Raw genomic sequence first — 25,030 nt, forward strand, 5'->3', positions numbered from 1 at the left:
CCACCCAGCCCCCACCCGCTGCTCAGAAGACGGAGATATTGGCGAAGCGTCTTCCGTCCCCTCCCCTGCACAACGGGGGAGGGTTAGGGGGGCCCGACCCAACCACCCCTCAATTTAACTCCCGCAGCACCCGCACCCCGTTGTTCAGGTACCGGACGTCGGGATCGTAGAACAGTCGCGCCGTGTCGGTGATGTCAGCCAAGCCGCCCCGCCACGACCCGCCGCGCAGCACGCGCTCACGACAGTTGGTGGACGTCCAGGCGCTGCCGTCCGTCGGCGCCCCAGCATAGTCGGCGTGCCAGCAGTCGGCGACCCACTCCGCCACCCCGCCGTTCATGTCGTGCAGGCCGAAGGGGTTCGGCTTGTAGCTGCCGACCGAGGCCGGGGTGAGCCGCTCCTGCGCCCCGCCGCAGTCCTTGCAGTTGGCGAGCGTTCCGGTCTGCCCGTCCCACCAATAGCGGCCCGTCGTGCCGCCGCGCGCCGCGTACTCCCATTCGGCTTCGGACGGCAGGCGGTATCGCTGGCCGGTCTTCTGGCTCAACCACTTCGCGTAGGCTTGGGCTTCCAGCCAGGAGATGTTGTGAATCGGGGTGCTGTCGGTCGGCTTGGTCATGCGCGGCATGCCGCCGGTGCAGCCGCCACCCTCGACGCAGGCGCGCCATTCGGCCACCGTCACCTCGTAGGCACCGAGCGCGAAGGGCTTGGCGATGGTCACCTTGTGCACCGGACGTTCGGAGCGGTCGCCCTGGTCGCTGCCCATGCTGAAGCTGCCGGGCGCGATGCGCACCATCACCGGACAGTCCGGGCAGTCCTGGAAGCTGGCCGACTTGCTGTGGTTGCGCACCGCGCTGTTCCCGTTGCCGCTCGGGGGCGCCGCGGCCACCTGCTCGGGCGCTGGCACTGACACTGGCTGCGGCGGTGCCGATGGAGGTGGCGGCGCCGCCTCGACGACTGGAGCCGGAGCCGGGGCTGCAGGAGGCGCCGATTTTGTCGGCGGCGGTTGAGGCGCCGCGGCGACCTGCGGCGGCTTGGCGGCGGGGGTGAGCGCACCCAGCTTCTCCCGCGCCGGCTTGGCGTAGGTGCCGTTGCCGAACAGCCGCAGGAAAGCCTCGAAGTCGGCCGGCTCACGGCTGCCCTTGACCATCTGCCACAGCGATTCCTCCAGCGCGGCGGCCGCCGGGGCGGCGCCCGGCGCGGCGATCTCCAGCGTCACGGTGCCGGTGGCCTTGCCGCCCTTGCCGTCCTCCACCTGATAGGTGAAGGCGCCGGCGGCGCCCGCCCGCTCTTGCTCCGGGTCGAAGGTCAGCCGGGTCAGCCCTTCGGCCGGCAGGCGGTCGCCGGGGCGGATCAGGGTGGCGCCGTCGCGCACCTTGCCGCGGTCGGGCACGGCGGTGACGGTGATGGTCAGCGGGTCGCCGTCGGGGTCCACCGGCGCCTCGATGGCCAGGCGATTCGGCAGGGCGCGGATGGTGCGCGCACCGGCCACCACCGGCTCACGGTTGCTCGGCTTGATGGTGATCGCCACGCCGCCCCGCACCACGCCGCCCCGCCCGTCCATGATCGCGAAGTCGAAGCGTCCGGCGTCGCCCACCACCGTCGCGTCCGGCTTGAAGCTGGTGGCGGCGAGCTGCTCCACAGTCAGGTAGTCGCCGATCAGCACGATGCGGTCACCGATGCGCACGCTGCCGCCGCGCGGCAGGCCGGAGATCTGGGCGAAGAGCTGGTCGTCGTCCGGATCGGTCGGGCGCCCGATGCGCAGCGGCTCGGCGTCGGCGCGGTCGGACAGCTCCAGCGGGCGGATCTCGCCGAGCACCGGCGGGCGGTTCGGCGGGCGCGGGTTGAAGTAGAAGGGTGCCGCCCCCAGCGAACCGAAGATGTAGGGCTCCTGCCGCCCGTTGGTCGCCTGCCGCACGGTGTCGCGGACGTTGCGGAAGAACAGGCTCAGCTCCAGCCCCGGTGTCTGGAGGTGCTGGAGCAGCGCGTCGGTGTAGGGGCTGTGGTCGCCCTGCCCATCCTCGGCCAGCTGGTCGGCGCGGGTGGCCATGGCGACCAGCGTGTCGCTCGGCGTGTCGTCGACGCGGGCGAAGCCGTAATTGACCTGGATGCGGTTCTGCCCGGCCTGCTTCAGCCGGTCGACGAAGGGGTTGTTGCGGCAGGAATCGAGCATCAGGATGCCCAGCTTGCGCGCCTGCGACAGCTCCCCCAGCATCAGGTTCAGCGGCATCGCCTCGTAGACGAGGTCGCGCTCGCGCTCCAGCCTGGCGTCGGCCGGGACGATGTAGTTGTTGCCGCCCACCTGGATGCCGTGCCCGGCGTAGAAGATCACCGCCACGTCGGCCTGCGAGGCGCGGATGCCGAAGTCGCGCAGCGCCCGCTCGAAGCCGCGGTTGTCCATGTCGAACTTCTCGTCCACGTCGAACTGCAGCTTGCGCAGGGCCTCGGCGATGGCCTTGGCGTCGTTCACCGGGTTCTGGAGTTCGGGGGCGAATTCGTACTTGCCGATGCCGACGACCAGCGCGATGCGCTTTTCCGGAGACTGGGTGGCCTGGGGCGGCGGAGATTGAGGAGAAGCGGATTGGGCGCCCGCGCCCGGTGCCCAGCCGAGGAGCCCCAGCAACAGCAGGACGAGGGCGAGCGACCAGAGGTCCCTGCCCAAACGATGCTGCGTCGCGGGTCCGTCGAACATCGGCCGGCTCCATGGTGGGAAGGCGGTTGCGCACCCCATACCCGGCACCTGTCGGCATAAAATTGCCAATTAGCCGATCTTAATATTTCGATTCCTGCGCACCAAGCGTTCATTCAGCCTAATCCCGAATACGGAGAAGGGGTGATTACTCCCCAGCCTCCGCCGCGGGCCGCACCTCCTCCCCCTCCCGGTCGAGGACCAGCCAGGCGCGGACCGCCTTGCGCTTGCCCTTCAACGCCATCTCGCCCACCGGCAGCCCGGCCACCGAGTCCTGCACCGCCGTCCAGGTCGGCTCCCCGATGACGATCCGGCAATGGGGGGAGGAGCGCATGCCCACCGTCTTGCCCAGCGCCTCCAGCCGGGCCGCCGTGTTGGCGGTATCGCCGAGCAGCGAATATTCCATGTGCCGCAGCCCACCCAGGCTGCCCGCCACCAGCGGCCCGGTGTGGATGCCGACGCGGATGCCGATGGCCGGCAGCCCCTCCGCCTGCCAGCGCTTGTTCAGCTCCCGAAGCTCCCGCCCCATCTGGATGGCGCAGCGCACGGCGCGCTCGGCGTCGGCGTCGATCTCCGCTTGGGTGGTGCGGGCGACGGGGGCGCCGAAGACCGCCAGGATGGCGTCGCCGATGAAGCGCAGAACGATCCCGTCATGCGCCGCCACCACCCGCACCATGGCGTCGAGATAGCCCTCCAGCCAGAGGATCAGCGGCTCCGGTTCCAGCGCCTCGCAGACGGTGGTGAAGCCCTCGATGTCGGAGAAGAAGACGGTGGCGGTCAGCTCCTGCGGGCGGGGGCGCCCGCCGGCCAGGAAGGTCGCGCGCTCCCGCCAGATTTCCTCGGCGACCGGCTGGGAGACGTGGTTGGCGAACAGCTGCATCAGGCTGCGGCGGTCGGTGCGCTCCTTCAGCGACAGATGCGCGGTCATCGCGGCGATGCCGCCCAGCCACGCCGCCGAGGGCGCCATCATCGCCACCAGCGGCCCGCCCTGGGCGAACAGCGCCAGCGCCGCCGCCCACAGCGCCAGCAGCCCGAGCAGGCTGGCCGGCACCAGCAGCCACACCGGCCAGCCGGCCGCCGCCAGCGCAACCCCCGCGGCGCTCAGCGCCAGGACCAGCGCAACGACCCAGCCGTCGGACAGGTCGCGGCTGGTCCGCCCGTCGAGGATCTGGGCCAGCGCGTGGGCCTGGATCTCCACCCCCGGCGTGGACAGGCCGGCGACCGACAGCGGCGTGCGGTGCTGGTCCACCCCGACCAGGACGGTGCCGACCACGGCGATCCGGCCCGCCAGCCAGCCGCGCGGGAGCATCCCCACCATGTCCGCCGGATAGGTCGGGAAGGGCGGCGCGTCCGGCGACGGGCGGGCGTGCCAGTCGATGCGGAAGGGCTCCGCCGGGACCGTCGCCACCCCGGCGGCCCCTCCGGCGACCTGGGTTCCGGCGACCTGGGCCAGCCGCGCCGGGAAGCTGGGCAGCCCGTCCGGCCCGCGCGGCACATGCCAGCGCACCGTGCCGTCCAGCCGGTCCTTGGCGAGGTTGGCGTGGCCGTGCGGAATGCCGTCGAGGAAGCGCCCGAGATAGCGGCGCTGCTCCTCCGTCAGCGGCGTGTCGCCGAGCGCGGTGATGGCGACCACCGGCACCTTGGCGCGCTGGACGCGCTGGCGCAGCCGTTCATCGAGCGCCGGCAGGGTCGGCTGGTCGAACAGGATGTCCAGCCCGATCGCCCGCACCCCCGCCGCCTCCAGCGTCCCCACCAGATCGGCGAGGAAGCCGCGGTCCACCGGCGACCGGCAGGCCAGCGTGGCGAACAGGTCCTCTCCCAGCGTGACCAGCACGATGCCGGGATGCTGCGGGGCGGGCGGCGTGAAGTAGGCGATGGCGAGGTCGCGGAAGCTCTCGTCGGCGGAGCGCAGGGGCGGCACAAGCCGGGTCAGCCCCAGCGCCGCCGCCGACACGCCGACCACCGCGGCCAATCCCACAAGTCCCTTGGCAAGCCCCTTGGCAAGCCACGGGGCTTTTGCCCAGTCCAGCCTGCCCCCGGATGTCCCCAACGGCGGCGCCCTCACTCCACGCGCAGAATCACCTGCGCCATCACCAGTTCGGTCTGCTTCAGCGAGGCGAGCGTCCGCTCCAGCCGGGCCGCCGCCTCGTCGGTCAGGGGACGAAAGGCGTCCTGACGCCCCGGCAGGTCGGCGCCGAGATCGCGCCCGGCGGCGAAGCAGCGCACCTCCTGGTCGGCGGACAGGCTGCCCGACCGCTCCGCCGCGCGCAGCGGCACCGGCATGCGGTCGCCGGCCAGCGTCAGGGTGTGGTGCCCCTCCACCAGCGAACTGGCCGACGGCCCCGGCGGGTAGATCGGCGTCAGCTGGCCGCGGGTGTTGCGCAGGTAGCAGTAGAGATGCGCGTCCCGGTTCGTCTGGAGCACCAGCGTCACCGCCTCCCCGGACCGGTAGGTCGGGTAAAGGCCGCGGTCGGTGGCGAGATAGAGGTTCAGCGGCGCCATACTGTCCCGCACCGGGTCGAGCAGGGCCGCCGCCTGCGCCGCGCAGCCGGCGCCGGCCAGACGGAGGGCCAGCTCCGCGCCCTGCCCCGCCCCGATCCCATCCGCGGCGATCACGCGCAAGGTCAGGCTGTGACGGACCCTCCCGTCCGGCCCGGCGACGGAGATGGCGGTGCCGTCCGCCATAGGAAGCTCGCGCGGCCAGGGCACCGCCGCCCCCTTGTCCCAGCGCAGCGTGGCGGCAGCACCGCGTCCCTCCCCGCGCAGGGTGGCGGGGATCAGCGCCGGGTCGGCGGGCTTGCGCAGCAGCACCGTGCCGCCGGACTTCACGCACTGGGTTCCGGCCCGGCCGGGATCGAGGGTGAAGACCTGCTCCTCGCCCTTCTGCATCGGGGTTCCGACCGCGCGGGCGGCACCCAGGTCGGTCTGGAAGAAACGCTCGCCGCCGACGAGGCTGCCGACGCCGGTCCAGCCCGAGGCGTCGGGCATGCGGTCCAGCGGTCCGTCGAACGGCCCCTTGACCCGCAGCATGCGCCCGTTGGCGAACAGGAACATGGCGTTGGCGCCGTCCGGCACGGTGACCGCCGCGCCGTCGGGGACCAGTTGCCCCTGCGCGTAGCCGGGGGCGGTGGAGGCGACGACCACCGCTTGCTCCGCCGCCGCACGGCCGGCGGCAAGGCCAACCGCCCCGAAGGCGGCCAGAGTCAGGGCTGCCGTCACGAGTCCGCTCAGGGTTCTGTGCGCCATGCTGGCCTCCACCGGCGGGGATCGCGGAATCATTGGCGTTTCCCGGACGCCTGTCCAGGCGGCGAAGGGGGAATAGCGGGGTTGCGGACCCGGCCCAAAGAAGGGCTGACGCCGTGAACGGACGGGCATGGTCGGACCTCCGAAATGATGCGCTCCGGCCCAAGTGCCGGCCCACCGAGGATAGACGGCGGAAGACGGCGGCCGCTGTGAGGCGCCGCACAAAGTCGCGCAGGAGTTGGGCACCCTCCGACGTACTGAGTGTGGCGGGCTCCACAGCGCGGCCCGGTCCAGCCCCCTAGAGTGCCGGGCAGGACCCGCGCCCCGTTGGTCCGCCCCAGCGCCCGAGGAGACCGACCATGACCGACCGCCGCACCAAAGCCGACGCCGCCGAGGGCTTCGATGACCGCTTCGCCCGTCATGGAATCCTGGAGGTCGCCTATCTGCGGTCGGTGGAGATCGACGGCCTGCCCGCCTACGCCGTGTACGCCGCGGACGGCAGCTGCCTGTGGCTGGACACCGACCGCGCGTCGGCGGGGGCGACGCTGCAGGAGCACGGGATGGAGCTGGTCAGCGTGCATTGAAGGCGGAAGCAATGGGGGCATTGCCCCCACCCTCCCCGCTTCGCGGGTCCCCTCCCTCCCCCGCTTCGCAGGGGAGGGATTTTCGTGTGGGCAACGCCAATCCCTCCCCTGCGTAGCGGGGGAGGGTCAGGGAGGGGGGCAAGGCACTCAACTCATTCCTTCGGGCTCAGCAGGCACGACGTCCGGTTCCGCGTCACGATGGCCAGGCTGTTCTCCGGCTCGCCCGCCCGGCGGAAGCGCAACGCGTTCAGTTGGCTGGCGACGCTGAGCGACAGGACGTTCAGGTCCGTCTCGTCGATGATCTTCTCGCCGTCCTGCCAGCACTGGATGCGCACGCGGCCCTTGGGCACCCCGACGTCGATGCCGCCGGGCTGCACCCCCGCATCGCTGCTCTTCTTGCGGACCACCGTCGCGTCGGCGGCGCCCCCGACGAGGGGGAGCGCCGCGATCGCCACCAGAAGAAGGAGTTTCCGGACCATGGCGCGCCCTCCCTTCCCTCTCGATCACTGGATGGGCCGGAACTCGACGCGCCGGTTGCGGCTGTCGGTCGGGTCGGGGGTCAGCGGCTGGCTCTTGCCCAAGCCGGCGATGGCGATGCGCTGCGGCTCGATGTGGTGGACGCGCACCAGATACTCGCCCACCGACACGGCCCGGCGCTCGGAGAGGGCAAGGTTGTACTGCTCGCTTCCCACGGCGTCGGTGTGCCCCTCGATGACGAGGCGGAGCTGCGGGTCCTGCGACATCAGCCCACCAACCGCGTCGACGTAGGAATAGAACTCCTTCGGAACGTCGGCGGAATTGAAGGCGAAGTTGATGCGGAAGCCGAAGCCGTTGGTCGGCCGGCTCTCCGCCGGGGTTTCCGGCGCGGAGAGGGTGGCCGGCTGCACCCCGTTGGAACGGCGCGGCGCGGCCGGCGGCGGAGTGACGGGCGGGGCCGCGGCCTCCTGCACGGGCGCGCGCTTGGGCTGGGGCGCCGGTTCCGGCTGCGCCACGGGGGCGGTCGGTTGGCTGTAGCTCGGCGGGCTGTAGCCCGGCTGCGGGGCCGCCTGCTGCTGGACGGGCGCGCCGTAGTTCACGCTGTCGGTCGGACGCGGGCGGTTGGCGCTGTTCATGCCGCCGCCGATGATCTCGATGCTGCGGGTGCGGATCTTCGGCTGTTCGCTGCCGTCCGTCGGCGCCGGGCCGGGCTTCACCGCCTCGCGCAGCTCGTCCACCGTCGGCGGGCGCTCGAACATCATGACCCGGTTGCCGCCGGAGCCCTCGACGGTCTGCGCCCGCGCGGGAACCGCCATGCAGGCCAGGGCGATCATGGGCAGGGCCAGAACGGGAAGCGCCACGCCGTTCAGCCGTCGGGCGATGGTCCTGGAGGTCGGTCGCGGCATCGCTGGTCTCCCATGATTCGGCGCCATGATCTGGCGTGGTGTTCTGCTGCCCCCTTCTTTACCCCCGTCCCCACCCCCGCGCTGTGAGCCGGTCCACAATCCCTATCGTTGAGCCGATCCTACCGCTGCGCCGACACGGCGGGCAGAACCTGCACGGCCATCTGCCGGCTGCGCACGTTGGTCCCCTGGATGCTGCCGTAGGCGCCCACCACGTCCGCCAGCGTGGCGCCGGGGATGGGCTGCAGGTCCTCGGTCTTGTAGCGGTCGGCGATGCGCGTCCCGAGTTCGTCGGGCGAGACGACGCAGGCGATGGTCTCGGAGGCGCCGGGACGGTCCATGCGCAGGTTGAAGGGCTTCTGCGCCCCCGGCGGGACCTCCACCTGCTGGTTGGCCTGGACGAAGCTGTCGGGCTGGAAGCGGTTGGGGAAGATGCGGGCCACCGACCCGGCGGCGTCCTGGTAGTAGCAGTAGACGAAGCCGTTGGCCGTCGGCTGCACCTTGACCACCAGCGCCTCCCCGGCGCGGTAGCGCGGCTGCGGCCCGCGGTCGGAGCTGAGGACCAGATCGGGCGGCGCCCCGGCCGGCGCCGGGGTGGCGCGGGGCAACCCCTCCCCGCCCGCGTTCGACACCGATTGCAGGCGCGGCGCCCCCGGTCCCTTCTGGCCGCTGGGCTGGGCGAGCATGCGCTGGTAGAGGTCGAAGTCGATGCGCCCCGTGGCGATCAGGTCGTTGTCCGCCTGATAGCGGGAAATCGCGTCGCGGGTGCGCTCGTCGAGCTGCCCGCTGTCCGACCCGTCGTAATAGCCCTCGGCCAGCAGGACGCGCTGGACGTAGGCGACGCGCTGCGACGGCGCCATGCTGTCGAACCAGTCGCGCGCCTGCCCGGCGAAGGCCGGGTTGGTCTGATCGATGCCCAGGCACTGCCAGTAGGGGGTGCGGGTCATCTTGCCCAGCACCTCGATCGTGCTGAGTTCGATCAGCGTGCGCACCGCCTGATGCAGCCCCTCGGACTTGTTGAGCGACACGTTGAAGGACAGGCCGGCCTTGCCGATCACCGCCCCGGCGTCCGCCCCCCTGCCCGACGAGATGATGGCGAGCGAGTTGCTGGCCGACAGGCCGGGGATGATCTGGCGCGTCGCCAGTTCCCCGATGTTCAGGTCCACGGAGATCACCGACATCACCTGATCGGCGGAGATGCCCAGGTCGAAGGTCGGCAGGGAGATGCCGGCGCTGGCCGCCTCGCTCACCACGTTGTCGTCGAGTTGGGTGATGGCCCCGCGCACGTAGTAGGACGGCGCGCGGAAGTTGGGCTGCACCCCGATCATCCAGTAGAGCGCGTTCACGTCGTCCAGCGTCGGTTCAAAATCGACGAAGCGGAAGGCGTTCGACCGCTCCGACATGCGCGACACGGCGGTGATGAGCATTTCCTTGGTGCCGCCGGCCACCCGGCCCGTGGCGTCGGGGATGCCGTTGGAGGTGATGAAGATGTCGCGCTTGCCATGGTTCCACATCAGCGTGTCCATGCAGCGCAGCGCCTCGCTGAAGTTGGACACGGTGCGCACGGGTGGGGTCTTCGGCTTCTGGGCCACGGTCGCCTGTTCGCCCGAGGTGACGCAGGCCCCCATCAGCAGGAGCGCCGCGGCGGCCGCCACTCGCTCGAAACCGGTGCGCCGGACAATTCCCGTCGCCTCAAATGCCATGGCCTCACTCCCTGGACGTTCACCCGACTGGATCGGCGGGCCAGATCAACGGACCGACACGCGAGTGCTGTCGCCGCCCGGACGCACGGTGATGGTGATCTTCTTGGACAGGATCGGCGGATCGTGCGGGATATGCTCCGCATCGCCCATCAGGAGCTGGAGCGTGTGCCGGCCCGGCGGCAGTTCCAGATAGGTTTCCGTCTGGCCCTTGCCGAAATGGATGTAGTTGCGGTTGTTGGGGATCGGCTCGTCCATCGGCGGCAGGTCGGCGTCCACCAGCAGGTGATGGTGGCCGGTGTTGTCCCGGCGCACGCCCGCCGGGGCGACGCCGAAGTTGCGCAGCCCGAACCACACCTTGAAACGGCCCCTCACCACCTCGCCGTCGTTGGGCCAGCCGATGTAGATGTAGGCGTCCTTCGGCGCTGCCGTCCGTCCGGACTTCGCCGCGTCGGGAGTCGAGGGCGTGCTTTCATGCTCGTGCCCCGGGCTGGCCGGCTGTGGGGTGTTGGTGGTGTCGGACAGCGGCTTGTCGAGCGGGTCGGCCTCCGGCGACGACTGCGCGGCCAGCGGCCCGGCGGCGAGCAGGACGGCGAGAAGGACCGGGATGGCGGCGCTGCGCATCATGACTTCCTCCCTGTCGCGCTCTTATTGCGGCACGATGATGGTGATCTTCTGCGACATGATCGGCGGGTCGTGCGGCACATGGTCCGCGTCGCCCAGGACCATCTGGAGCGTGTGCCGGCCCGGCGGCAGCTCCAGCCGCACCTCCGTCTGGCCGCCGCCGAAATGCAGCGACTGCTTGGTGTTCGGGATGGGTTCGTCGTAGGTGGCGAGGTCGCTGTCCACCAGCAGATGATGGTGCCCGGTGTCCTCCTTGCGGATGCCCGCAGGGGCGATGCCCATGTTCTGCAAGCCCATGCGGACCCACAGCTTTCCGCCGGAAATGGTGGCGCCGTTGGACGGCCACATGATGTAGGCGCGGGCACCCTCCGGCGCCTTCTCCCGTCCATTTGTGCTGTTTGCGCTTTGGGCCGACGCCGCGCCCGGCAACAGGAGCAGCGCGGCCGCCACGATCATGGCGGCATGAGGCATGGACACCTCGCTCTTCTGGCTCTTCTCTTTGGGAGCTTCAATCTTATGCTTGGTGGACGGACAATGTTCGCGGTTTTTCGGACCTCATCCTTTCTCTCCTCACCCTCCGAATATTACGGAGCGAAGGCGCTCACCAACCACCCCATTTTGCGCGAAGAGCGGGGCCGCTCCGCCTATTCCTATTTTGGGCTTGACGGTTGCGCTCGCGGTGCGAAGGTCACGGGGCAGGAGGTTGCCGGTCCCGCATGCCCGATTCATCCCGCCTCGCCCCGCTTCCCGTCGGTCCCACCGGCGCGCCGCCGCGCCTCGGCCTGCGCCATCTGCTGGCCCCGGCGCTGCTGACTCTCGGGGCGGCCGGTCTGGCGGGGCAGCGCCCCTGGCTGTCCGGCCACGTCACTCCCATCGCGGGCGTCATGGTGGCGGACGCGCTGGCCTCGCTGTTCGCCGTGGTCGCGTGGCTGGCGGCGGCGTGGCTGGGGTCGCGGGTCATCGACCTCGTGGTGGCGAGCCACCCCCGCGCCACGCCGATGCCCCGCCTGTTGACCGATCTGCTGCGCGCGCTGCTCTACGGGCTGGCGGTGCTGGGCATCCTGGCCTTCGTGCTGGGGCAGCCGGTGACCGGGCTGGTCGCCACCTCCGGCGTGGTCATCGCGGTGCTGGGCTTCGCGCTGCGCAACATGATCGCCGACATCTTCTCCGGCATCGCGCTGAACGTCGAGCATCCCTACCGCATCGGCGACTGGGTGGAGCTGACCCCCGGCGTCACCGGGCGGGTGGACGAGATCAACTGGCGGGCCACCCGTCTGGTCACGCTGGACGGCACGGCGCTGGTGGTGCCGAACGGGCTGGCAGCGGGCAACCGCATCACCAACTACAGCCAGCCCGGCAGCGGCTTCCGCGCCGGGGTTCCGGTGACCCTCGACGCCGAGGTGCCGGTGGCCCGCGCCAAGCGGATCATCCTGTCGGCCATCGTCTGCTGCGACGCCGTCCCCACCGAGCCGCGGCCCGACGTGGTGGTGGACTCGATCACGCTGAACGGCGTCACCTATCAGGCGCGCTTCTGGGTGGCGGATTATTCCCGGCTGGCCGCCACCCGCGACGCCGTGGCGACCACCATCTTGGATCATCTGTCCCGCGCCGGTCTGGAGCCGGCCAGCCCCAAGCAGGAGATGCGCCGCCGCAGCAACCGCCCGCCGCCCTGTTCGGCGCTGGGGCTGGGGCGGGACCTGCTGTCCCATGTCGACCTGTTCGCCGCCTTCCGCCCTGAGGAGATCGACGAGCTGGCCTCCGGCATGCATCTGCGCCACGTCGCCGCCGGGGAGGCGGTGGTCCGCCAGGATGAGACCGGAACCTCCCTCTTCCTGGTGGCCGAGGGCGCGCTGGACGTGCGCGGGGCCTTCGGAGGGCGGACGCTCCTGCTCGACCATATGGGGCCGGGGGACGTGTTCGGGGAAATGTCGCTGCTGACCGGCCAGCCGCGCAGCGCGTCGGTGATCGCCAACACCGACGCCGTGGTCTACGAACTGGACAAGGAGGCGCTCGACCCCGTCCTGCGCCGCCGTCCGGAGCTGGCCGCCCGGCTGGCCGACCTGATGGGCCTGCGCCAGCGCCGCAACGACGCCCACCGCCGCGCCAGCGCCCCCGCCGCCGTGACCCCGACGACGACCGAGCATGACCTGTTGGCCCGGCTGAAGACGTTCTTCAGCCTGTGACTCAGCTGTTCAATGGAGAGAAGGGCATCCCCGCCTGCTCCAGCGCCTTTTCGATCACCTCCGCCGAGGTCTGGTCGAACAGCTGCAACAGCAGGTCGTCGATCTCGCGGTCCTGGCTGTTGCCGCAGGCGTCGAACAGGGTGGCGATGGCCTCCGTCTGGAAACGCTCGCGCCCCTCGTCGCCGCCCCGGTAGTCCAGCGCCTTCGCCACCGCGATGGCGACGCGGAAGGGCTTCAGCAAGGTGAAGGACAGGCCCGCCTTGGCGAACAGCCCCTTCAGCGCGTGCGGCCCGCCGTCCCAGGCGAGCTGACGGGCGTTCTCCGGCGGCAGGTTGGCGCGCACCGCCATGCCGGCGTCGAACAGCGCGATCTCCCCGGCGCACAGCGCGCGGAAGAGCAGCGGCGCCGACAGCCGCCCGCGGATCAGCAGGTGGCGTGCGAGAAGCTCCACATCCGCCTCGCGCGGGGTCAGCGGCTTCAGCAGGAGCAGGGTCACCGCTTCCCGCGCCCGCTCCACCAGGATGCCGATCAGGCGGGGGTTCAGCCGGTGGGTGCGGATCAGCCGGTTGCGGATCTCCTCCGACACGAAGAGGATCAGCTTCTCCACCACCGCCGCCGACAGGTCGGGCCGCGCCGCCATCGCCTCGTTCACCGTGGCGACGCCGCCCCAGCGGTCGAGCACGCTGTGCAGGGACGGTTCCGCGATGACGGCGCCCCGGTTGCGCAGAAGCTCGGTGATGACGATGACGTTGCCGTTGCGCACCAGCGCGTCGGACACCGCGGGCGAGACGGAGCGGCGCCCGGCGATGGCCAGCTCCTTCGCCGGGCGCCGTTCGCGCAGGATGTCCAGGAGCAAGCCTTCGCTGAGCTTTTCCGCGTGGCGCAGGATGGGAAAGGCCACCCGGTCCACGTCGCGGGCCAGCTTCTCCGCCAGCCCCTCCGTCAGCAGGGAGGAGTTGTGGATCTGCCACGCCACCGCCTCGCGCACGGCGGTCACCGCATCGGCGGCGAAGCGTTGCAGGATGTCCATGGCCAGCGCCCGTTCCGCCTCGGCGAGGTCCCCCGCCTCCAGGTCGCGCACCAGATGGGTCATGGTGTCGATGCGCGCCTGGGCGTCGGGTGCGGCCAGCAGACGCTCGACATCCTTCTGGCTCAGGGACCGCTGTGACATGCGCTGGGTCTTCCGGAACGGACGCTCGGGATCAGTACTCCGGCGTATCGTAGCGGATCAGATCGCTCCACGCCCGCTCCAATCGGCGCAACGTGCGGTATGTCGTCTCCAGATCGGCGGCTTCCTCGTCGCTGCGGATCAGCGCCTCGCCCCGCACGGCCTCGAGTCCGCGCAGCGCCTCGCACAGCTTCAGGCCGCGCTCCGACAGGCGGAGCCGCGCCGTGCGCCGGTCGCGCTGTGAGGCGGAGCGGTCGACATAGCCCGCCTCCACCAGATGCTTCAGGTTGTAGGAGGCGTTGGAGCCGAGATAGTACCCGCGCTCCAGCAGATCGCGCACCGACAGCTCCTCGCCGCCGATGTTGATCAGCATCAGGGCTTGGCCGGGGCTGAGGTCGTCGATCCCGATCCGCGCCAGCTCCATCCGCAGCACGTCCAGGAAACGCCGGGTCATGCTCTCGATGATGCGGCCCAGGTCGGTGTAGACGGCGGGCAGGGACGCGCCCGCCGGAACGGCGTTGTCGGGCGCGGCTGGGGTCGGCTGCTGCTTGGCGGCGGCGCTCATCGCGATACTCCCGCTTTGGAAAAAACCATCATGGTATGGCGTCGATCCAATTCCGAACGGTGGACGGTTTACCCGTCCTTCTGTCGCAAGAATGATAAGATTTTAGTTTAATTTGTGGAAACAATGTTGAGACATGGCGGCCCTGCGCGTCGGAACGGCCCCGTCCACCTCCTGTTGCTCCCCTGTTCCCGCAACACGGAGGAGGCCAGCCATGCCGCATCCCACACGCTGTTCCGTCGCACCGCACACCTGCCCTGGGAGGGTTTGCTGATGCGCAGCGGCTTGGCACTCGCGGCCGGATTGCTCGCCGGCCTGTGGCTGGACACCCGCCGCCGCACCAACCGGGCGGAGCGGGAACACCCGCCGTCCGGGCATTTCATGAGCGTCGGCGGCACCCGCCTGCACTATCTCGACCATGGGCGGAAGGACGGCACGGCGCCCCCCGTGGTGTTCCTGCACGGCAACGGCACCACCGCCGACGACTGGGCGCTGAGCCTTCTGGACGAGGCGGCCCGACACCGGCGCTGCGTCTGCTTCGACCGGCCCGGCCATGGCTACAGCGAGGCGACGCCACGGCGCGACGCCGGCCCCGCCGCCCAGGCCGCGCTGCTGCGCGCCGCCACCCGCAAGCTGGGGCTGGAGCGTCCCATCGTCGTCGGCCATTCGCTGGCCGGGGCGGTGGCGCTCGCCTGGGCGCTGGATTTCCCGGAGGAGGTTGGCGGTCTGGTCATCCTGTCGGCCTTCACCCACCCGACCCCGCGGCTCGACTTCCTCCCCATGATGGGACCAGCCATTCCGGTGGCCGGGCCGCTGCTCAGCCACACCGTCCTGCCGCCGCTGGACCGGCTGATCCTGCCGGCGCTGATGCGCCGCATCTTCGAACCGAACCCCGTGCCGCCCAGCTACGACGAGCTGCCTCCCGATCTTCTGCTGCGCCCGAAGCAGCTGGAGGCCGCCGCCGACCAGCTGGCCGCGCTGATTCCCGGCGTGGCGGCGATGGCGCCGCGCTATTCCGAGATCCGCTGCCCGATGGCGGTCGTCGCGGGACGGGAGGACCGCATCGTCGATCCCCACGCCCATGCGGTGCAACTGCACAACGCGGTCCGCGGATCGACGCTGCATCTGCTGGCGGAAACCGGGCACATGCCGCAGCACGCCCGCCCGGACGCGGTGATGGCCGCCATCGAGCGGGTGGAGCGGGCCATGACCGGCACGTCGGTTCACGCAGAGGCATGAGTCGTCCCTCCTGATTCGGCGACCGGGGATTGCGACTCGAAAAAAGCGACTCGTGGCGACTCGGGTGAGGGATGGTTAACAGTTTGGTTACGATCCAAGCGCTAACCTTCGGCCATATCGCACACTTTCAGCGCCTCAAGGATTACGCCGATGTCCATGGCCGCCGACGTTGACACCATCGAACGCACGTCCATCGTCGCCTACACCCTCCTCAACGAGCTGCACGACGTGCTGGCTCTGCCCAAGGCGCCCGATGACGTGACGCTCGGCATTCTGATGGGGCTGTCCATGTTCATGGACGACAAGGTCGGTCCGATGCGCTCCAAGCGCCTGATGTCGGAAGCGCCGACCATCGTCCTGAAGACCGACGCCCACGTCACGTCGGACCAGATGCAGCGGATCATGCCGGTCCTGCGCGCCTTCGGCGACCACCTGAAGGACATGCGCGCCAAGGCCGCCCGCCCGGTCGACGACACCGTCGCCTGACCGCAGAGCGCAGCAATCGCCTCACGAAAGGCCCGGCCGGCAACGGCCGGGCCTTTTCCATTCCGGCGCCCGGCTTGACCCGCCCGGCAATTCATCGGATGCTGAAACCATTGGTTCACCGGAGGGTCGCCGCCGGTGGTCCGGACGCAACGCAGGGGCGGCTTCGGCCATGGAACTGCCAACGGGGGATTGGATCTGGGCCTTGGCCATCGCCGCCCTTCTGACGGGCGCGACGATCAGCGTCATCGTGCTCGCCGCCGTCGGTTCGATCCGCCGCAGCGTCAACGAAGGCGGCGCCCGCCAATCGCAGCAAATCCGCAAGCTTGCGGAGACCGTCGCCACCCTGAACGCCCAGCAGCAGACCGCCGAGGGGCGCGTCCAAGCCCTGACCGAGGCGAACCGCAAGCTGGCGGAGGAGGTCGCGGCGCTGAACGAACGGCTGCGCGACGCCGATTCCGCCCCCCGCATCACCGGCACCGCAAGGCTTCTCCACTGACCATGCCCGAATTGCCCACCTGCCCGATCGACGGCGACGCCGAGCGTGCCCGCTGGACCGCCAGCGCCGACGCCTGGGACCGCTGGGCCGACCCGATGGCCGATCTGGCCGACAAGCTGAACCAGCCCCTGCTGGACGCTGCCGGGGTGACGGCGGGCGACCGGGTGCTGGACCTCGCCTCCGGCGCCGGCGAACCGGCGCTGAGCGCCGCCCTCCGGACAGGTCCGGATGGGCTGGTGGTGGGCAGCGACCTCGTGCCCGGCATGATGGCCGGAGCCCGGCGCCGCGCCGCGGGGATCGCCGACGGGCTGCGCCCGGCCTTCGCCGCCGCCGACATGACCGCCCTGCCCTTCGCCGCGGCGAGCTTTGACCGGGCGACCTGCCGCTTCGGCATCATGTTCGTCCCCGACGTGGCGGCGGCCCTGGCCGAGCTGCGGCGCGTGCTGCGCCCCGGCGGGCGGGCAGCCTTCATGGTCTGGGGGCCGCGCGCCGGCAATGCCCTGTTCGACACGGTGGGCGACGCCGTCGCCGCCCAATTGGGCGAGGACCGCAGCCTGGACCCGCTGTTCCGCTTCGCCGCCCCCGGCCTTCTGGCCGACGCCATGCGCGCCGCCGGCTTCACTACGGTGAACGAGACTGACATCACGCCGGTCCGCAAGGCCCCCCAGGGCCAGCCCTTCTGGCGCGCCACGCTGGAGATGAGCTTCGGCCACCGCCTGCACGACCTCACCGCCGGGCAGCGCGCCGACCTGGACGCCGAGGTGACCCGCCGCTTCGACGCGCAGGCCCAGGGCGGCACGATCCCCCTGCCCATCCACGTCCGCATCATCACCGGCGCTTAATTCCCTCCCCCGCCCAGCGGGGGAGGGTCAGGGAGGGGGCAAAACCTCCCCACCCCGACCACGCGCCCAAGTGCCGCAGCCACTCCACCGAGCTACATCCCCGGTTGACCGCGCCCACGCATTCCTTTGGATGTTGCGTGCCGACGGGCCCTACCCGTCCGGCATCCGAGAGGAGGTGATGCGCTTGAAAAGGTACCTGAAGTGGCTCCGACACTTCTGGTTCCGGATGAAGTTCGAGTTCGAAGCGGGCTTCAACCAGGACCACGATAGCTAAGGATCCAATGGGCGGGGTCGGGAAACCGGCTCCGCCTCCAGGAGACCGAAGGCGCATCACCTCCTTGCCTCGTAAAATACCACAGCTCCCGACGCCGTCAAACGCCGCGAAGGACAGAGGCTCAACCGGCGTTCAGGGTTCGCCAGCGCGCCATTCAATGAAGCCTCATCGGGTCGATGGGGCGGTCGCCCATGACCTCCTCCAACGACGTCTTCCGGAGCGCTGTGGACGGCGGCACCTCTTCCTTCTCCGAAACACCCCGTGCACGCGGACAGGGCGGGTCCGACACCGTGGCGAGGGCGATCCACGACAGCCCGAGTCCCACCAGGATCACCGAAAACGACACAACGTATGCGTAAGGAAGCCTGTCCCCCAGAAAGCTCATGGTCATCTCGTCGAGGCTGGCGATCAAACCCAGTTGCTTCCGATACCCCCATGTCCACGGCAGGGTAAGCGGCACCAGCAGCCCACCCCAGATGATGAGCAACACACCGGACAGACGCATGGTACACCTGTTGCTCACTAGAACTTGAGTTTAAGTTTACGACGCCTCCGATGCATGGTCAACGCTCTCCGTCCGGATGAAAGTCCGGGCATGGAACGCACGCAGGAATTCGGGCGGATGCTCCGCACGCTTCGGGAACAGCGAAACCTCACGCAAGAGGATCTTGCGGAGTTGATTGACCGTTCCGTTCAGGCTGTCTCAAAGATGGAACGAGGGTTAACGTTTCCGAAGTTGGAAACTCTAATTAGCATTAGCGAGCGACTGGGCGTCTCATTGCGTGATTTGGTAGGTACTTTTGACCCAACAGCATCAGTATCACCAGATAGAATGTCAATTGAATTATCAATTATCGAGTCCTCGAGACACCTTACTATGCGAGATCTAAAAGTAATTGAAAGTTTAATGCACACTCTTAGGTCAGTAAAATGAGCCAAATAAAAGAATTTGGAAGTTACCAAAGAAAAGTGAACCGCTATGCAGCACAACCCATTCTTGATGGCTAATTTTTTGGGTTTTTAAAAAGCGAAAAATATCTTTTAATGAACAAAATATAATACGGATCAAGAAATGGAAAAAATTAGGATTAAATTAATTTCTATTGGGCATATGCCATTTGATTTTAATAAGAATAAAATATTGAAGTTTAGATCGTCGGCCTTTACGATTGTGGGAGATATTGATAGCTACGCCTTGCGATGCAATGCGGATGGGCCGGAATGGGAGTTTTCTGACTACTTAGTTCGAAGCCAGCTTCCGAAAATAAGTGAAGCTGACCTTGCCATTGCTATCGTGAGCGTTCCCCTTCAGTACAAATGGTATACGAGAGTAATCGAAACAAATAGAATTGCATTCTCTTATAATGATATAAAGAAAATACTCGACGAAAGCAATATACCTCTCGAGAATGCTCTATTAAGGGTAATAAATGCGTATGCCCTTGCCTATAAAAAACTTGACGGAAAAATTAAGGTTGACACAGATATTAAAGAATTTGCGCACGACGAAACTAGGGGATGCATTTTTGATATGAATGGATTGTTATCAGACATAGTTGCCTCTTGTCATTCGCCGATAATTTGTGATGACTGCCAAGAAAGACTAAGATCGAATCGTGTGTCAAACGGATTAATAATGGGAGTTCAGAAAGATATTAGGAAAATACGAAAAGGACTTTACTACGTTGCATTTGATTTTCTAAGAAAACATCCAATTTGGTCACTAGCTATATCAAGCATATTTGCATCTTCTCTTGGAATATCAAGCTCAATTGCAGCATCATATTTATATGACTATTTGAAAATAGCCTTTCAAAACAATTAACGATCTTGGCAAAAAGCAAAAGCAAATAAACAGTTTTCATAAAATTACTTTAATATAACCTATTTAAAGGTTTGGCAAGGAAGGTTTGACAAGGGCGGAGTAAAAAACTGATGAAAGATACAAGTTATTGCATCGATTTCTAGTGCCGGTTGGCTTTCTCATGCCCGATCTCCCCTCCCCCCTCCTCCCCGCCAACGTCCAGGGCTGGTTCCGCTCGCGGGGCTGGGCGCCGCACCCGCACCAACTCGCCATGGTCGAGGCGGCGGCGGCCGGGGACAGCGCCCTGCTGATCGCGCCGACCGGCGGCGGCAAGACGCTGGCCGGCTTCCTGCCCTCGCTGATCGATCTGGCAGAGCGCCCGCGGGAGGGGCTGCACACGCTCTACATCTCGCCGCTGAAGGCGCTCGCGGTGGACATCCAGCGCAATCTGGAAGAACCCGTCGCCGAGATGCGGCTGCCCATCCGCACCGAAACCCGCACCGGCGACACGCCGGAATCCAAGCGGCGGCGGCAGCGGGCCAACCCGCCGCAGATCCTGATGACGACGCCGGAAAGCCTGGCGCTGATGATCGCCTACGCCGACGCGGCGACGATCTTCCGGCACCTGCGCTGCGTCATCGTGGATGAGCTGCACGCGCTCGCGGGAACCAAGCGCGGCGACCTGCTGGCCTTGGGGCTGGCGCGGCTCGCCCGGCTGGCGCCGCAGGCCCGGCGGGTCGGGCTGTCGGCCACGGTGGCGGAGCCGGCGCAGTTGCTCGCCTGGCTGTCCAAAACCGGGCACGCGGATGGCGGCGACGTGCGGCTGGTCACCGGACGGGCCGGCGCCTCCGCCGAGGTGGACATCCTGACGACGCGCGAGCGGCTGCCCTGGTCGGGCCGCATGGCCATGCACGCGCTGAAGGAGGTGTACCAGCGCATCCGCGCCCACCGCACCACGCTGGTCTTCGTCAACACCCGCGCTCAGGCGGAGCTGGTCTTCCAGGAACTCTGGCGCCTCAACGACGACACGCTGCCCATCGCGCTCCATCACGGCTCGCTGGCGGCGGAGCAGCGGCGCAAGGTCGAGGCCGCCATGGCGGCGGGCAAGCTGCGGGCGGTGGTGGCGACCTCCTCGCTCGACCTCGGCATCGACTGGGCGGCGGTCGATCTGGTGGTGCAGATCGGCGCGCCGAAGGGGGCGAGCCGGCTGGTCCAGCGCATCGGCCGCGCCAACCACCGGCTCGACGAGCCGAGCCGCGCCCTGCTCGTCCCCGCCAACCGGTTCGAGGTGCTGGAATGCCGCGCCGCGCTCGACGCCGTGGCGGCCATGAGCCTGGACGGCGAGCGGCCCCGCCCCGGCGGCCTGGACGTGCTGGCCCAGCACATGCTCGGGATGGCCTGCGCCGAACCGTTCCGGCCCGATGACCTGTACGACGAGGTGGTCTGCGCCGCGCCCTACGCCGGGCTGTCGCGGGACGAGTTCGACGATGTGCTGGACTTCGTGGCGACCGGCGGCTACGCGCTCGGCAATTACGAGCGCTTCCACCGGCTGAAACTGCGCGAGGACGGGCGCATGGCGGTGGCCGGGCCGGCGGTGGCGCGGCAGTACCGCATGAACGTCGGCACCATCACGCAGGAGGCCATGCTGCGCGTCCGCCTGAGCCGCGGCCCGGTTCTGGGCGAGGTGGAGGAGCATTTCATCCAGGGCCTCACCCCCGGCGACACCTTCGTCTTCGCCGGCCAGTTGCTGAAGTTCCTCGGCATCCGCGAAATGGAGGCGCAGGTCGCCAAGGGCGGCACCGGGGAGCCGAAGGTCCCGGCCTATGCCGGCGGGCGGCTGCCGCTGACCACCGCCTTGGCCGACCGGGTGCGCGCCATGCTGGCCGACCCGGCGCAGTGGCCCGGCCTGCCGGAGGATGTGCAGGAATGGCTGAGGCTCCAGCGCTGGCGCTCCGTCCTGCCGGCGCGCGACGGGCTGCTGGTGGAGAGCTTCCCCAAGGCGGGCAAGCGCTTCCTCGTCGTCTACGCCTTCGAGGGGCGGAACGCGCACCAGACGCTGGGGATGCTGCTGACCCGGCGGATGGAGCGGATGGGCTGCGGCCCGCTCGGCTTCGTCGCCACCGACTATGTGCTGGCGGTGTGGTCGCTGCGAACGCCCAAGGACATGGACGGGCTGTTCGACCAGGACATGCTGGGCGATGATCTGGAAGCCTGGATGGACGAATCCTCGATGCTGCGCCGGACCTTCCGCAACGTGGCGCTGATCACCGGGGTCATCGACCGCCGCCATCCGGGGCAGGAGAAGTCGGGGCGGCAGGTCACCTTCTCCTCCGACCTGATCTACGACGTGCTGCGCAAGCACGACCCCGGCCATGTGCTGCTGCGCGCCACCCGCGCCGACGCGGCGGGCGGGCTGACCGACGTGCGGCGCCTGTCGGATTTCCTGGTTCGGGTGAAGGGCCGCATCACCCACAAGGACCTCGACCGCATCTCCCCCCTCGCCGTGCCGGTCATCCTGGAGATCGGGCGGGAACGGGTGGACGGTTCCGCCACCGACGAGCTTCTGGAGCAGGCCGCCGCCGATCTGGTGGCCGAGGCGATGCCGGAATTGGATTCGCCCCGTGATGAGCAGGGCCGGCTGACGTTGTGATGACCATGGACACGACGATGACCCTGCGGGGCGCCGCGCTGGCCCCTGATCCCTCCGGCGCGCTGGTCTGGCCGGCGGAGCGGACGTTGGTGGTCGCCGACCTGCATCTGGAGAAGGGCTCCGCCTTCGCGGCGCGCGGGCGGATGCTGCCGCCCTACGACACCCGGGCGACGCTCGGCCGGCTGGCGGAGCTGGTGGAGCGGTTGGCCCCGGAGCGGGTGATCTGCCTCGGCGACAGCTTCCACGACCGCCGGGCGGCGAGCCGCATGGAGGCGGGGGACGTGGCGCGGCTGCGCGACCTGACCGGACGGGTGGCGGACTGGCTGTGGGTCACCGGCAACCACGATCCGGAACCGCCGGAGGGGTTCGGCGGGCGCATCCTGGACGAGCTTGCGCTCGGCCCGCTGACCTTCCGGCACGAGGCGGTGCCCGGCGCCGTGGGCGAACTGTCGGGGCATCTGCACCCGGTGGCCGCCGTCGTGGTGCCGGGCCGGCGGGTGCGGGAGCGCTGCTTCGCCTTCGACGGGGGCAAGCTGATCCTGCCGGCCTTCGGCGCCTTCGCCGGCGGGCTGAACGTGCTGGACCCGGCGGTGTCCGGCCTGCTGGCGGCGCGGTTCGAGGTGCATCTGCTGGCCCGCGGCAAGGTCCACCGCTTCCCGCGCAGCCGCCTGTCTCCGGATAAGGCGTAAAAGAAAAAACCCGGAGAGTCGGGGGAACTCTCCGGGCGAGTGGTCCTGCCGGAACCGGCGGTGAGACGTCCGGCAGGAGGGACCTCGATGAAAAAGCAGAACGTCAGTTCGGCATCATGACCGTGTCAATCACGTGGATGACGCCGTTGGACGCCATGATGTCGGGCTTCACGACCTTCGCGTTGTCCACCATCACGCCGCCCTTCGTCGCGTCGATGTCCACCGCGGTGCCCTGCACGGTCTTCGGCGATGCCGTCTTGCCGGCGATATCGGCCGAAGTCACCTTGCCCGACACCACATGATAGGTGAGTACGGAGCGGAGCTTCTCGCGGTTCTCCGGCTTCAGAAGATTTTCGACGGTGCCGGCGGGAAGCTTGGCGAAGGCCTCGTCGGTCGGGGCGAAGACGGTGAAGGGACCGCTGCCCTTCAGCGTGTCCGCGAGGCCGGCGGCCTGGACGGCCTGGACCAGCGTCTTGAACTGGCCCGCCGAGACGGCGGTGTCCACGATGTCCGCCGCCTTCGCGGAGAGAGCGGCGAGGGACAGCGGCAGGGCGACGGTGGCGGCGGTCAGCAGGCGTGACAGGCGGGACATGTGGTTTCCTCCGTTGATGGCGTCTCGTTCCCCTCCCCGACCGTGGAACCGGCGCCGTCGGCCGCCGTGCCTCCGGCTCCACGTCGTGGCAGCGAAGGCGGAAATAGCGGCCCCAAAATCGCCGTCAATAGGATTTCCCCAGGAAAAATTTTTGCCGTCGTGGTGATCCGGAACAATCGGCACCGCGTAGCAAGAGCCACTGACCGTGGTCATTGGCTGCGGCGTTTTGGCATGCCCGTTCTTCTGTCCATGTCCTTAAAGTTGGCCGATGACGACCGATCAATCCCCCATCCTCGTCTGGTTCCGCAACGATCTTCGCCTTGCCGACAACCCGGCGCTCAGCGCCGCGGCGGAGGATGGGGCGCCGGTCATCCCGGTCTACGTCCGCGAGAAAGACGCCCACGATCCCTGGCTTCCCGGCGCCGCCTCGCGCTGGTGGCTGCACGGCAGCCTGGAGCGGCTGGGCAAGGCGCTGGCCAAGCTCGGCTCGCCCCTGGTGCTGCGCAGCGGCGACCCCGCCGCGGTGCTGGCGGCGCTGGCGGAGGAGACCGGCGCCGACACGCTGCTGTGCAACCGCCGCGCCGGCCCGACCGCCATCGCCCGCGACCGCCGGGTGGTCGAACGGCTGAGCGTGCGCGGCGTGACGGTGCACCCCCACAACGCCGCCCTCCTGTTTGAGCCGGGGACCATCCGCACCAAGTCGGACACGCCCTTCCGGGTCTTCACGCCCTTCTGGAAGGCGCTGCTGTCGATGCCGGAGCCGCCGCGCCCCACCCGCGCGCCGGCCAAGCTGACGCCGCCGGCCAAGCCGGTGTCCAGCGAGTCGCTGAAGGACTGGGCCCTGCTGCCCAGCGCGCCCGATTGGGCCGGCGGCCTGCGCGAGCGCTGGGAGCCCGGCGAGGCGGCGGCGCGCGAGCGGCTGGCCGATTTTCTCGACGGGCCGGTCGCCGCTTATCCGGTGGAGCGCGACCGCCCGGACCATGACGGGACCTCCGCCATGTCGCCGCACCTCGCCTTCGGGGAGATCGGACCGCGGCAGATCTGGCACGCCACCCGCCACGCCGCCGACCAGCGGCATGAACTGGCGGCCGGCGCCGGGGCCTTCCTGCGGGAACTCGGCTGGCGGGAGTTCAACCACCATCTGCTGCGCGAGGAGCCGAGCATTCCGGACACGCCGCTGGACGCGCGCTTCACGCGATTCCCCTGGCGGACGGACAAGGCGGGCCTGCGCGCGTGGCAGCGCGGGCGCACCGGCTACCCCATCGTGGACGCGGGGATGCGGCAACTCTGGCAGACCGGCTGGATGCACAACCGCGTGCGGATGATCGTCGGCTCCTTCCTCATCAAGGACCTGCTGATCCCCTGGCGGGAGGGCGAGGCGTGGTTCTGGGACACGCTGGTCGACGCCGACATCGCCAACAACGCGGGCAACTGGCAATGGGTGGCCGGCTGCGGCGCCGACGCGGCCCCCTTCTTCCGCGTCTTCAATCCGATCCTCCAGGGCGAAAAGTTCGACCCGGAGGGCGCCTATGTCCGGCGCTACGTGCCGGAGCTGGAGAGGCTGCCCAACCGCTGGATTCACAAGCCCTGGGAGGCGCCGGACGAGGCGCTGCGGCAGGCGGGGGTGACGCTCGGCAAGGACTACCCTCGGCCGATCGTCGACCACGGCACCGCCCGCGACCGCGCGCTGGCCGCCTTCAACGAGATCAAGAAAGCCGGCGATTGATCGTTGCGGGATCGTAAAACCCGACCGTGCGTTTTCATTCCGCCTTCATGGGAGTGCAAAGAAACCGTCACAGGCCGCCGGTAAGGTGCGCCCGCCCCTACCCAAA

At 68.7% G+C, this 25,030-nt stretch carries 23 protein-coding genes; 11 read left to right on the forward strand and 12 right to left on the reverse strand.

Annotation, left to right across the window (positions count from 1 at the left end):
* Positions 1-109: 109 nt before the first annotated feature.
* From ACFPMG_RS32065 to ACFPMG_RS32075, 3 genes are all read right to left on the reverse strand, one after another.
* Positions 110-2,686: an SUMF1/EgtB/PvdO family nonheme iron enzyme gene (locus ACFPMG_RS32065; protein ID WP_376999838.1), complete on the reverse strand. Its 2,577-nt coding sequence runs from the start codon at positions 2,684-2,686 to the stop codon at positions 110-112.
* A 145-nt stretch (positions 2,687-2,831) separates the two neighbouring features.
* Positions 2,832-4,646 carry a CHASE2 domain-containing protein gene (locus ACFPMG_RS32070; protein ID WP_377000285.1) on the reverse strand — a complete coding sequence of 605 codons (1,815 nt, stop codon included), beginning with the start codon at positions 4,644-4,646 and terminating at the stop codon, positions 2,832-2,834.
* A 98-nt stretch (positions 4,647-4,744) separates the two neighbouring features.
* Entirely contained in the window at positions 4,745-5,929 is a 1,185-nt protein-coding gene (locus ACFPMG_RS32075) for a DUF4384 domain-containing protein (protein WP_376999840.1), read from the reverse strand.
* A 356-nt stretch (positions 5,930-6,285) separates the two neighbouring features.
* On the opposite strand from ACFPMG_RS32075, the gene ACFPMG_RS32080 reads away from it, so the two are divergent.
* Positions 6,286-6,510 carry a DUF1150 family protein gene (locus ACFPMG_RS32080; protein ID WP_376999842.1) on the forward strand — a complete coding sequence of 75 codons (225 nt, stop codon included), beginning with the start codon at positions 6,286-6,288 and terminating at the stop codon, positions 6,508-6,510.
* A gap of 152 nt (positions 6,511-6,662) precedes the next feature.
* On the opposite strand, the gene ACFPMG_RS32085 is transcribed toward ACFPMG_RS32080, so the two are convergent.
* From ACFPMG_RS32085 to ACFPMG_RS32105, 5 genes are all read right to left on the reverse strand, one after another.
* Positions 6,663-6,989: a hypothetical protein gene (locus ACFPMG_RS32085; protein ID WP_376999844.1), complete on the reverse strand. Its 327-nt coding sequence runs from the start codon at positions 6,987-6,989 to the stop codon at positions 6,663-6,665.
* Between the two features lie 24 nt (positions 6,990-7,013).
* Positions 7,014-7,892 carry an OmpA family protein gene (locus tag ACFPMG_RS32090; protein WP_376999846.1) on the reverse strand — a complete coding sequence of 293 codons (879 nt, stop codon included), beginning with the start codon at positions 7,890-7,892 and terminating at the stop codon, positions 7,014-7,016.
* A 119-nt stretch (positions 7,893-8,011) separates the two neighbouring features.
* A complete protein-coding gene (locus ACFPMG_RS32095; protein ID WP_376999848.1) occupies positions 8,012-9,592 on the reverse strand; it encodes a DUF4384 domain-containing protein in 1,581 nt (526 codons plus the stop codon).
* 45 nt (positions 9,593-9,637) lie between these two features.
* Positions 9,638-10,216: a DUF4399 domain-containing protein gene (locus ACFPMG_RS32100; RefSeq protein WP_376999850.1), complete on the reverse strand. Its 579-nt coding sequence runs from the start codon at positions 10,214-10,216 to the stop codon at positions 9,638-9,640.
* 21 nt (positions 10,217-10,237) lie between these two features.
* Positions 10,238-10,684, reverse strand: a complete 447-nt coding sequence (locus ACFPMG_RS32105; protein WP_377000287.1) for a DUF4399 domain-containing protein — start codon at positions 10,682-10,684, stop codon at positions 10,238-10,240.
* A 245-nt stretch (positions 10,685-10,929) separates the two neighbouring features.
* On the opposite strand from ACFPMG_RS32105, the gene ACFPMG_RS32110 reads away from it, so the two are divergent.
* Positions 10,930-12,396 carry a cyclic nucleotide-binding domain-containing protein gene (locus ACFPMG_RS32110; RefSeq protein WP_376999852.1) on the forward strand — a complete coding sequence of 489 codons (1,467 nt, stop codon included), beginning with the start codon at positions 10,930-10,932 and terminating at the stop codon, positions 12,394-12,396.
* Position 12,397: 1 nt separating this feature from the next.
* On the opposite strand, the gene ACFPMG_RS32115 is transcribed toward ACFPMG_RS32110, so the two are convergent.
* Both ACFPMG_RS32115 and ACFPMG_RS32120 read right to left on the reverse strand, forming a co-directional pair.
* On the reverse strand, positions 12,398-13,567 hold the full coding sequence (locus tag ACFPMG_RS32115; protein ID WP_376999854.1) for a DUF2336 domain-containing protein: 1,170 nt from the start codon (positions 13,565-13,567) through the stop codon (positions 12,398-12,400).
* A gap of 31 nt (positions 13,568-13,598) precedes the next feature.
* Positions 13,599-14,129 (reverse strand): MarR family winged helix-turn-helix transcriptional regulator, encoded by a 531-nt coding sequence (locus tag ACFPMG_RS32120; RefSeq protein ID WP_137138813.1) that lies wholly within the window; start codon positions 14,127-14,129, stop codon positions 13,599-13,601.
* Positions 14,130-14,399: 270 nt separating this feature from the next.
* Here ACFPMG_RS32120 and ACFPMG_RS32125 point away from each other — a divergent pair, with 270 nt between their 5' ends.
* From ACFPMG_RS32125 to ACFPMG_RS32140, 4 genes are all read left to right on the forward strand, one after another.
* Positions 14,400-15,365, forward strand: coding sequence for an alpha/beta fold hydrolase (locus tag ACFPMG_RS32125; RefSeq protein WP_376999856.1), 966 nt, complete (start codon positions 14,400-14,402; stop codon positions 15,363-15,365).
* A 156-nt stretch (positions 15,366-15,521) separates the two neighbouring features.
* A complete protein-coding gene (locus tag ACFPMG_RS32130; RefSeq protein WP_237903362.1) occupies positions 15,522-15,851 on the forward strand; it encodes a hypothetical protein in 330 nt (109 codons plus the stop codon).
* Between the two features lie 169 nt (positions 15,852-16,020).
* Entirely contained in the window at positions 16,021-16,347 is a 327-nt protein-coding gene (locus ACFPMG_RS32135; RefSeq protein WP_376999859.1) for a hypothetical protein, read from the forward strand.
* A gap of 2 nt (positions 16,348-16,349) precedes the next feature.
* Positions 16,350-17,189, forward strand: coding sequence for a class I SAM-dependent methyltransferase (locus ACFPMG_RS32140; RefSeq protein WP_376999861.1), 840 nt, complete (start codon positions 16,350-16,352; stop codon positions 17,187-17,189).
* Positions 17,190-17,617: 428 nt separating this feature from the next.
* Here ACFPMG_RS32140 and ACFPMG_RS32145 read toward each other — a convergent pair whose 3' ends face one another.
* Positions 17,618-17,968 carry a hypothetical protein gene (locus ACFPMG_RS32145; RefSeq protein WP_376999863.1) on the reverse strand — a complete coding sequence of 117 codons (351 nt, stop codon included), beginning with the start codon at positions 17,966-17,968 and terminating at the stop codon, positions 17,618-17,620.
* 117 nt (positions 17,969-18,085) lie between these two features.
* On the opposite strand from ACFPMG_RS32145, the gene ACFPMG_RS32150 reads away from it, so the two are divergent.
* The 4 genes from ACFPMG_RS32150 (at position 18,086) to pdeM (ending at position 22,606) form a co-directional block, all read left to right on the forward strand.
* Complete coding sequence (locus tag ACFPMG_RS32150) at positions 18,086-18,397, forward strand: helix-turn-helix domain-containing protein (protein WP_377000289.1); 312 nt, start codon at positions 18,086-18,088, stop codon at positions 18,395-18,397.
* A 138-nt stretch (positions 18,398-18,535) separates the two neighbouring features.
* On the forward strand, positions 18,536-19,288 hold the full coding sequence (locus tag ACFPMG_RS32155; RefSeq protein WP_376999865.1) for a hypothetical protein: 753 nt from the start codon (positions 18,536-18,538) through the stop codon (positions 19,286-19,288).
* A 160-nt stretch (positions 19,289-19,448) separates the two neighbouring features.
* Complete coding sequence (locus tag ACFPMG_RS32160; RefSeq protein ID WP_376999867.1) at positions 19,449-21,917, forward strand: ligase-associated DNA damage response DEXH box helicase; 2,469 nt, start codon at positions 19,449-19,451, stop codon at positions 21,915-21,917.
* Positions 21,917-22,606, forward strand: coding sequence for a ligase-associated DNA damage response endonuclease PdeM (pdeM, locus tag ACFPMG_RS32165; RefSeq protein WP_200479611.1), 690 nt, complete (start codon positions 21,917-21,919; stop codon positions 22,604-22,606). The genes ACFPMG_RS32160 and pdeM overlap by 1 nt, the downstream gene beginning before the upstream one ends.
* Positions 22,607-22,709: 103 nt before the next feature.
* On the opposite strand, the gene ACFPMG_RS32170 is transcribed toward pdeM, so the two are convergent.
* Positions 22,710-23,198: a fasciclin domain-containing protein gene (locus ACFPMG_RS32170; protein WP_376999870.1), complete on the reverse strand. Its 489-nt coding sequence runs from the start codon at positions 23,196-23,198 to the stop codon at positions 22,710-22,712.
* 268 nt (positions 23,199-23,466) lie between these two features.
* Between ACFPMG_RS32170 and ACFPMG_RS32175 the strand changes: the two genes are divergently transcribed.
* Positions 23,467-24,924 carry a cryptochrome/photolyase family protein gene (locus ACFPMG_RS32175; RefSeq protein WP_376999872.1) on the forward strand — a complete coding sequence of 486 codons (1,458 nt, stop codon included), beginning with the start codon at positions 23,467-23,469 and terminating at the stop codon, positions 24,922-24,924.
* The last annotated feature ends 106 nt before the right edge of the window (positions 24,925-25,030 follow it).

The sequence above is a fragment of the Azospirillum himalayense genome, assembly GCF_042657465.1.
Lineage (GTDB): Bacteria > Pseudomonadota > Alphaproteobacteria > Azospirillales > Azospirillaceae > Azospirillum > Azospirillum himalayense.

Coding starts and splice junctions, on each gene's coding strand:
- ACFPMG_RS32065 (WP_376999838.1), bottom strand. CDS start 2,686: ATGTTCGACGGACCCGCGACGCAGCATCGTTTGGGCAGGGACCTCTGG.
- ACFPMG_RS32075 (WP_376999840.1), bottom strand. CDS start 5,929: ATGGCGCACAGAACCCTGAGCGGACTCGTGACGGCAGCCCTGACTCTG.
- ACFPMG_RS32080 (WP_376999842.1), top strand. CDS start 6,286: ATGACCGACCGCCGCACCAAAGCCGACGCCGCCGAGGGCTTCGATGAC.
- ACFPMG_RS32085 (WP_376999844.1), bottom strand. CDS start 6,989: ATGGTCCGGAAACTCCTTCTTCTGGTGGCGATCGCGGCGCTCCCCCTC.
- ACFPMG_RS32090 (WP_376999846.1), bottom strand. CDS start 7,892: ATGCCGCGACCGACCTCCAGGACCATCGCCCGACGGCTGAACGGCGTG.
- ACFPMG_RS32095 (WP_376999848.1), bottom strand. CDS start 9,592: ATGGCATTTGAGGCGACGGGAATTGTCCGGCGCACCGGTTTCGAGCGA.
- ACFPMG_RS32100 (WP_376999850.1), bottom strand. CDS start 10,216: ATGATGCGCAGCGCCGCCATCCCGGTCCTTCTCGCCGTCCTGCTCGCC.
- ACFPMG_RS32105 (WP_377000287.1), bottom strand. CDS start 10,684: ATGCCTCATGCCGCCATGATCGTGGCGGCCGCGCTGCTCCTGTTGCCG.
- ACFPMG_RS32110 (WP_376999852.1), top strand. CDS start 10,930: ATGCCCGATTCATCCCGCCTCGCCCCGCTTCCCGTCGGTCCCACCGGC.
- ACFPMG_RS32115 (WP_376999854.1), bottom strand. CDS start 13,567: ATGTCACAGCGGTCCCTGAGCCAGAAGGATGTCGAGCGTCTGCTGGCC.
- ACFPMG_RS32120 (WP_137138813.1), bottom strand. CDS start 14,129: ATGAGCGCCGCCGCCAAGCAGCAGCCGACCCCAGCCGCGCCCGACAAC.
- ACFPMG_RS32125 (WP_376999856.1), top strand. CDS start 14,400: ATGCGCAGCGGCTTGGCACTCGCGGCCGGATTGCTCGCCGGCCTGTGG.
- ACFPMG_RS32130 (WP_237903362.1), top strand. CDS start 15,522: ATGGCCGCCGACGTTGACACCATCGAACGCACGTCCATCGTCGCCTAC.
- ACFPMG_RS32135 (WP_376999859.1), top strand. CDS start 16,021: ATGGAACTGCCAACGGGGGATTGGATCTGGGCCTTGGCCATCGCCGCC.
- ACFPMG_RS32140 (WP_376999861.1), top strand. CDS start 16,350: ATGCCCGAATTGCCCACCTGCCCGATCGACGGCGACGCCGAGCGTGCC.
- ACFPMG_RS32145 (WP_376999863.1), bottom strand. CDS start 17,968: ATGCGTCTGTCCGGTGTGTTGCTCATCATCTGGGGTGGGCTGCTGGTG.
- ACFPMG_RS32150 (WP_377000289.1), top strand. CDS start 18,086: ATGCTCCGCACGCTTCGGGAACAGCGAAACCTCACGCAAGAGGATCTT.
- ACFPMG_RS32155 (WP_376999865.1), top strand. CDS start 18,536: ATGGAAAAAATTAGGATTAAATTAATTTCTATTGGGCATATGCCATTT.
- ACFPMG_RS32160 (WP_376999867.1), top strand. CDS start 19,449: ATGCCCGATCTCCCCTCCCCCCTCCTCCCCGCCAACGTCCAGGGCTGG.
- pdeM (WP_200479611.1), top strand. CDS start 21,917: ATGACCATGGACACGACGATGACCCTGCGGGGCGCCGCGCTGGCCCCT.
- ACFPMG_RS32170 (WP_376999870.1), bottom strand. CDS start 23,198: ATGTCCCGCCTGTCACGCCTGCTGACCGCCGCCACCGTCGCCCTGCCG.
- ACFPMG_RS32175 (WP_376999872.1), top strand. CDS start 23,467: ATGACGACCGATCAATCCCCCATCCTCGTCTGGTTCCGCAACGATCTT.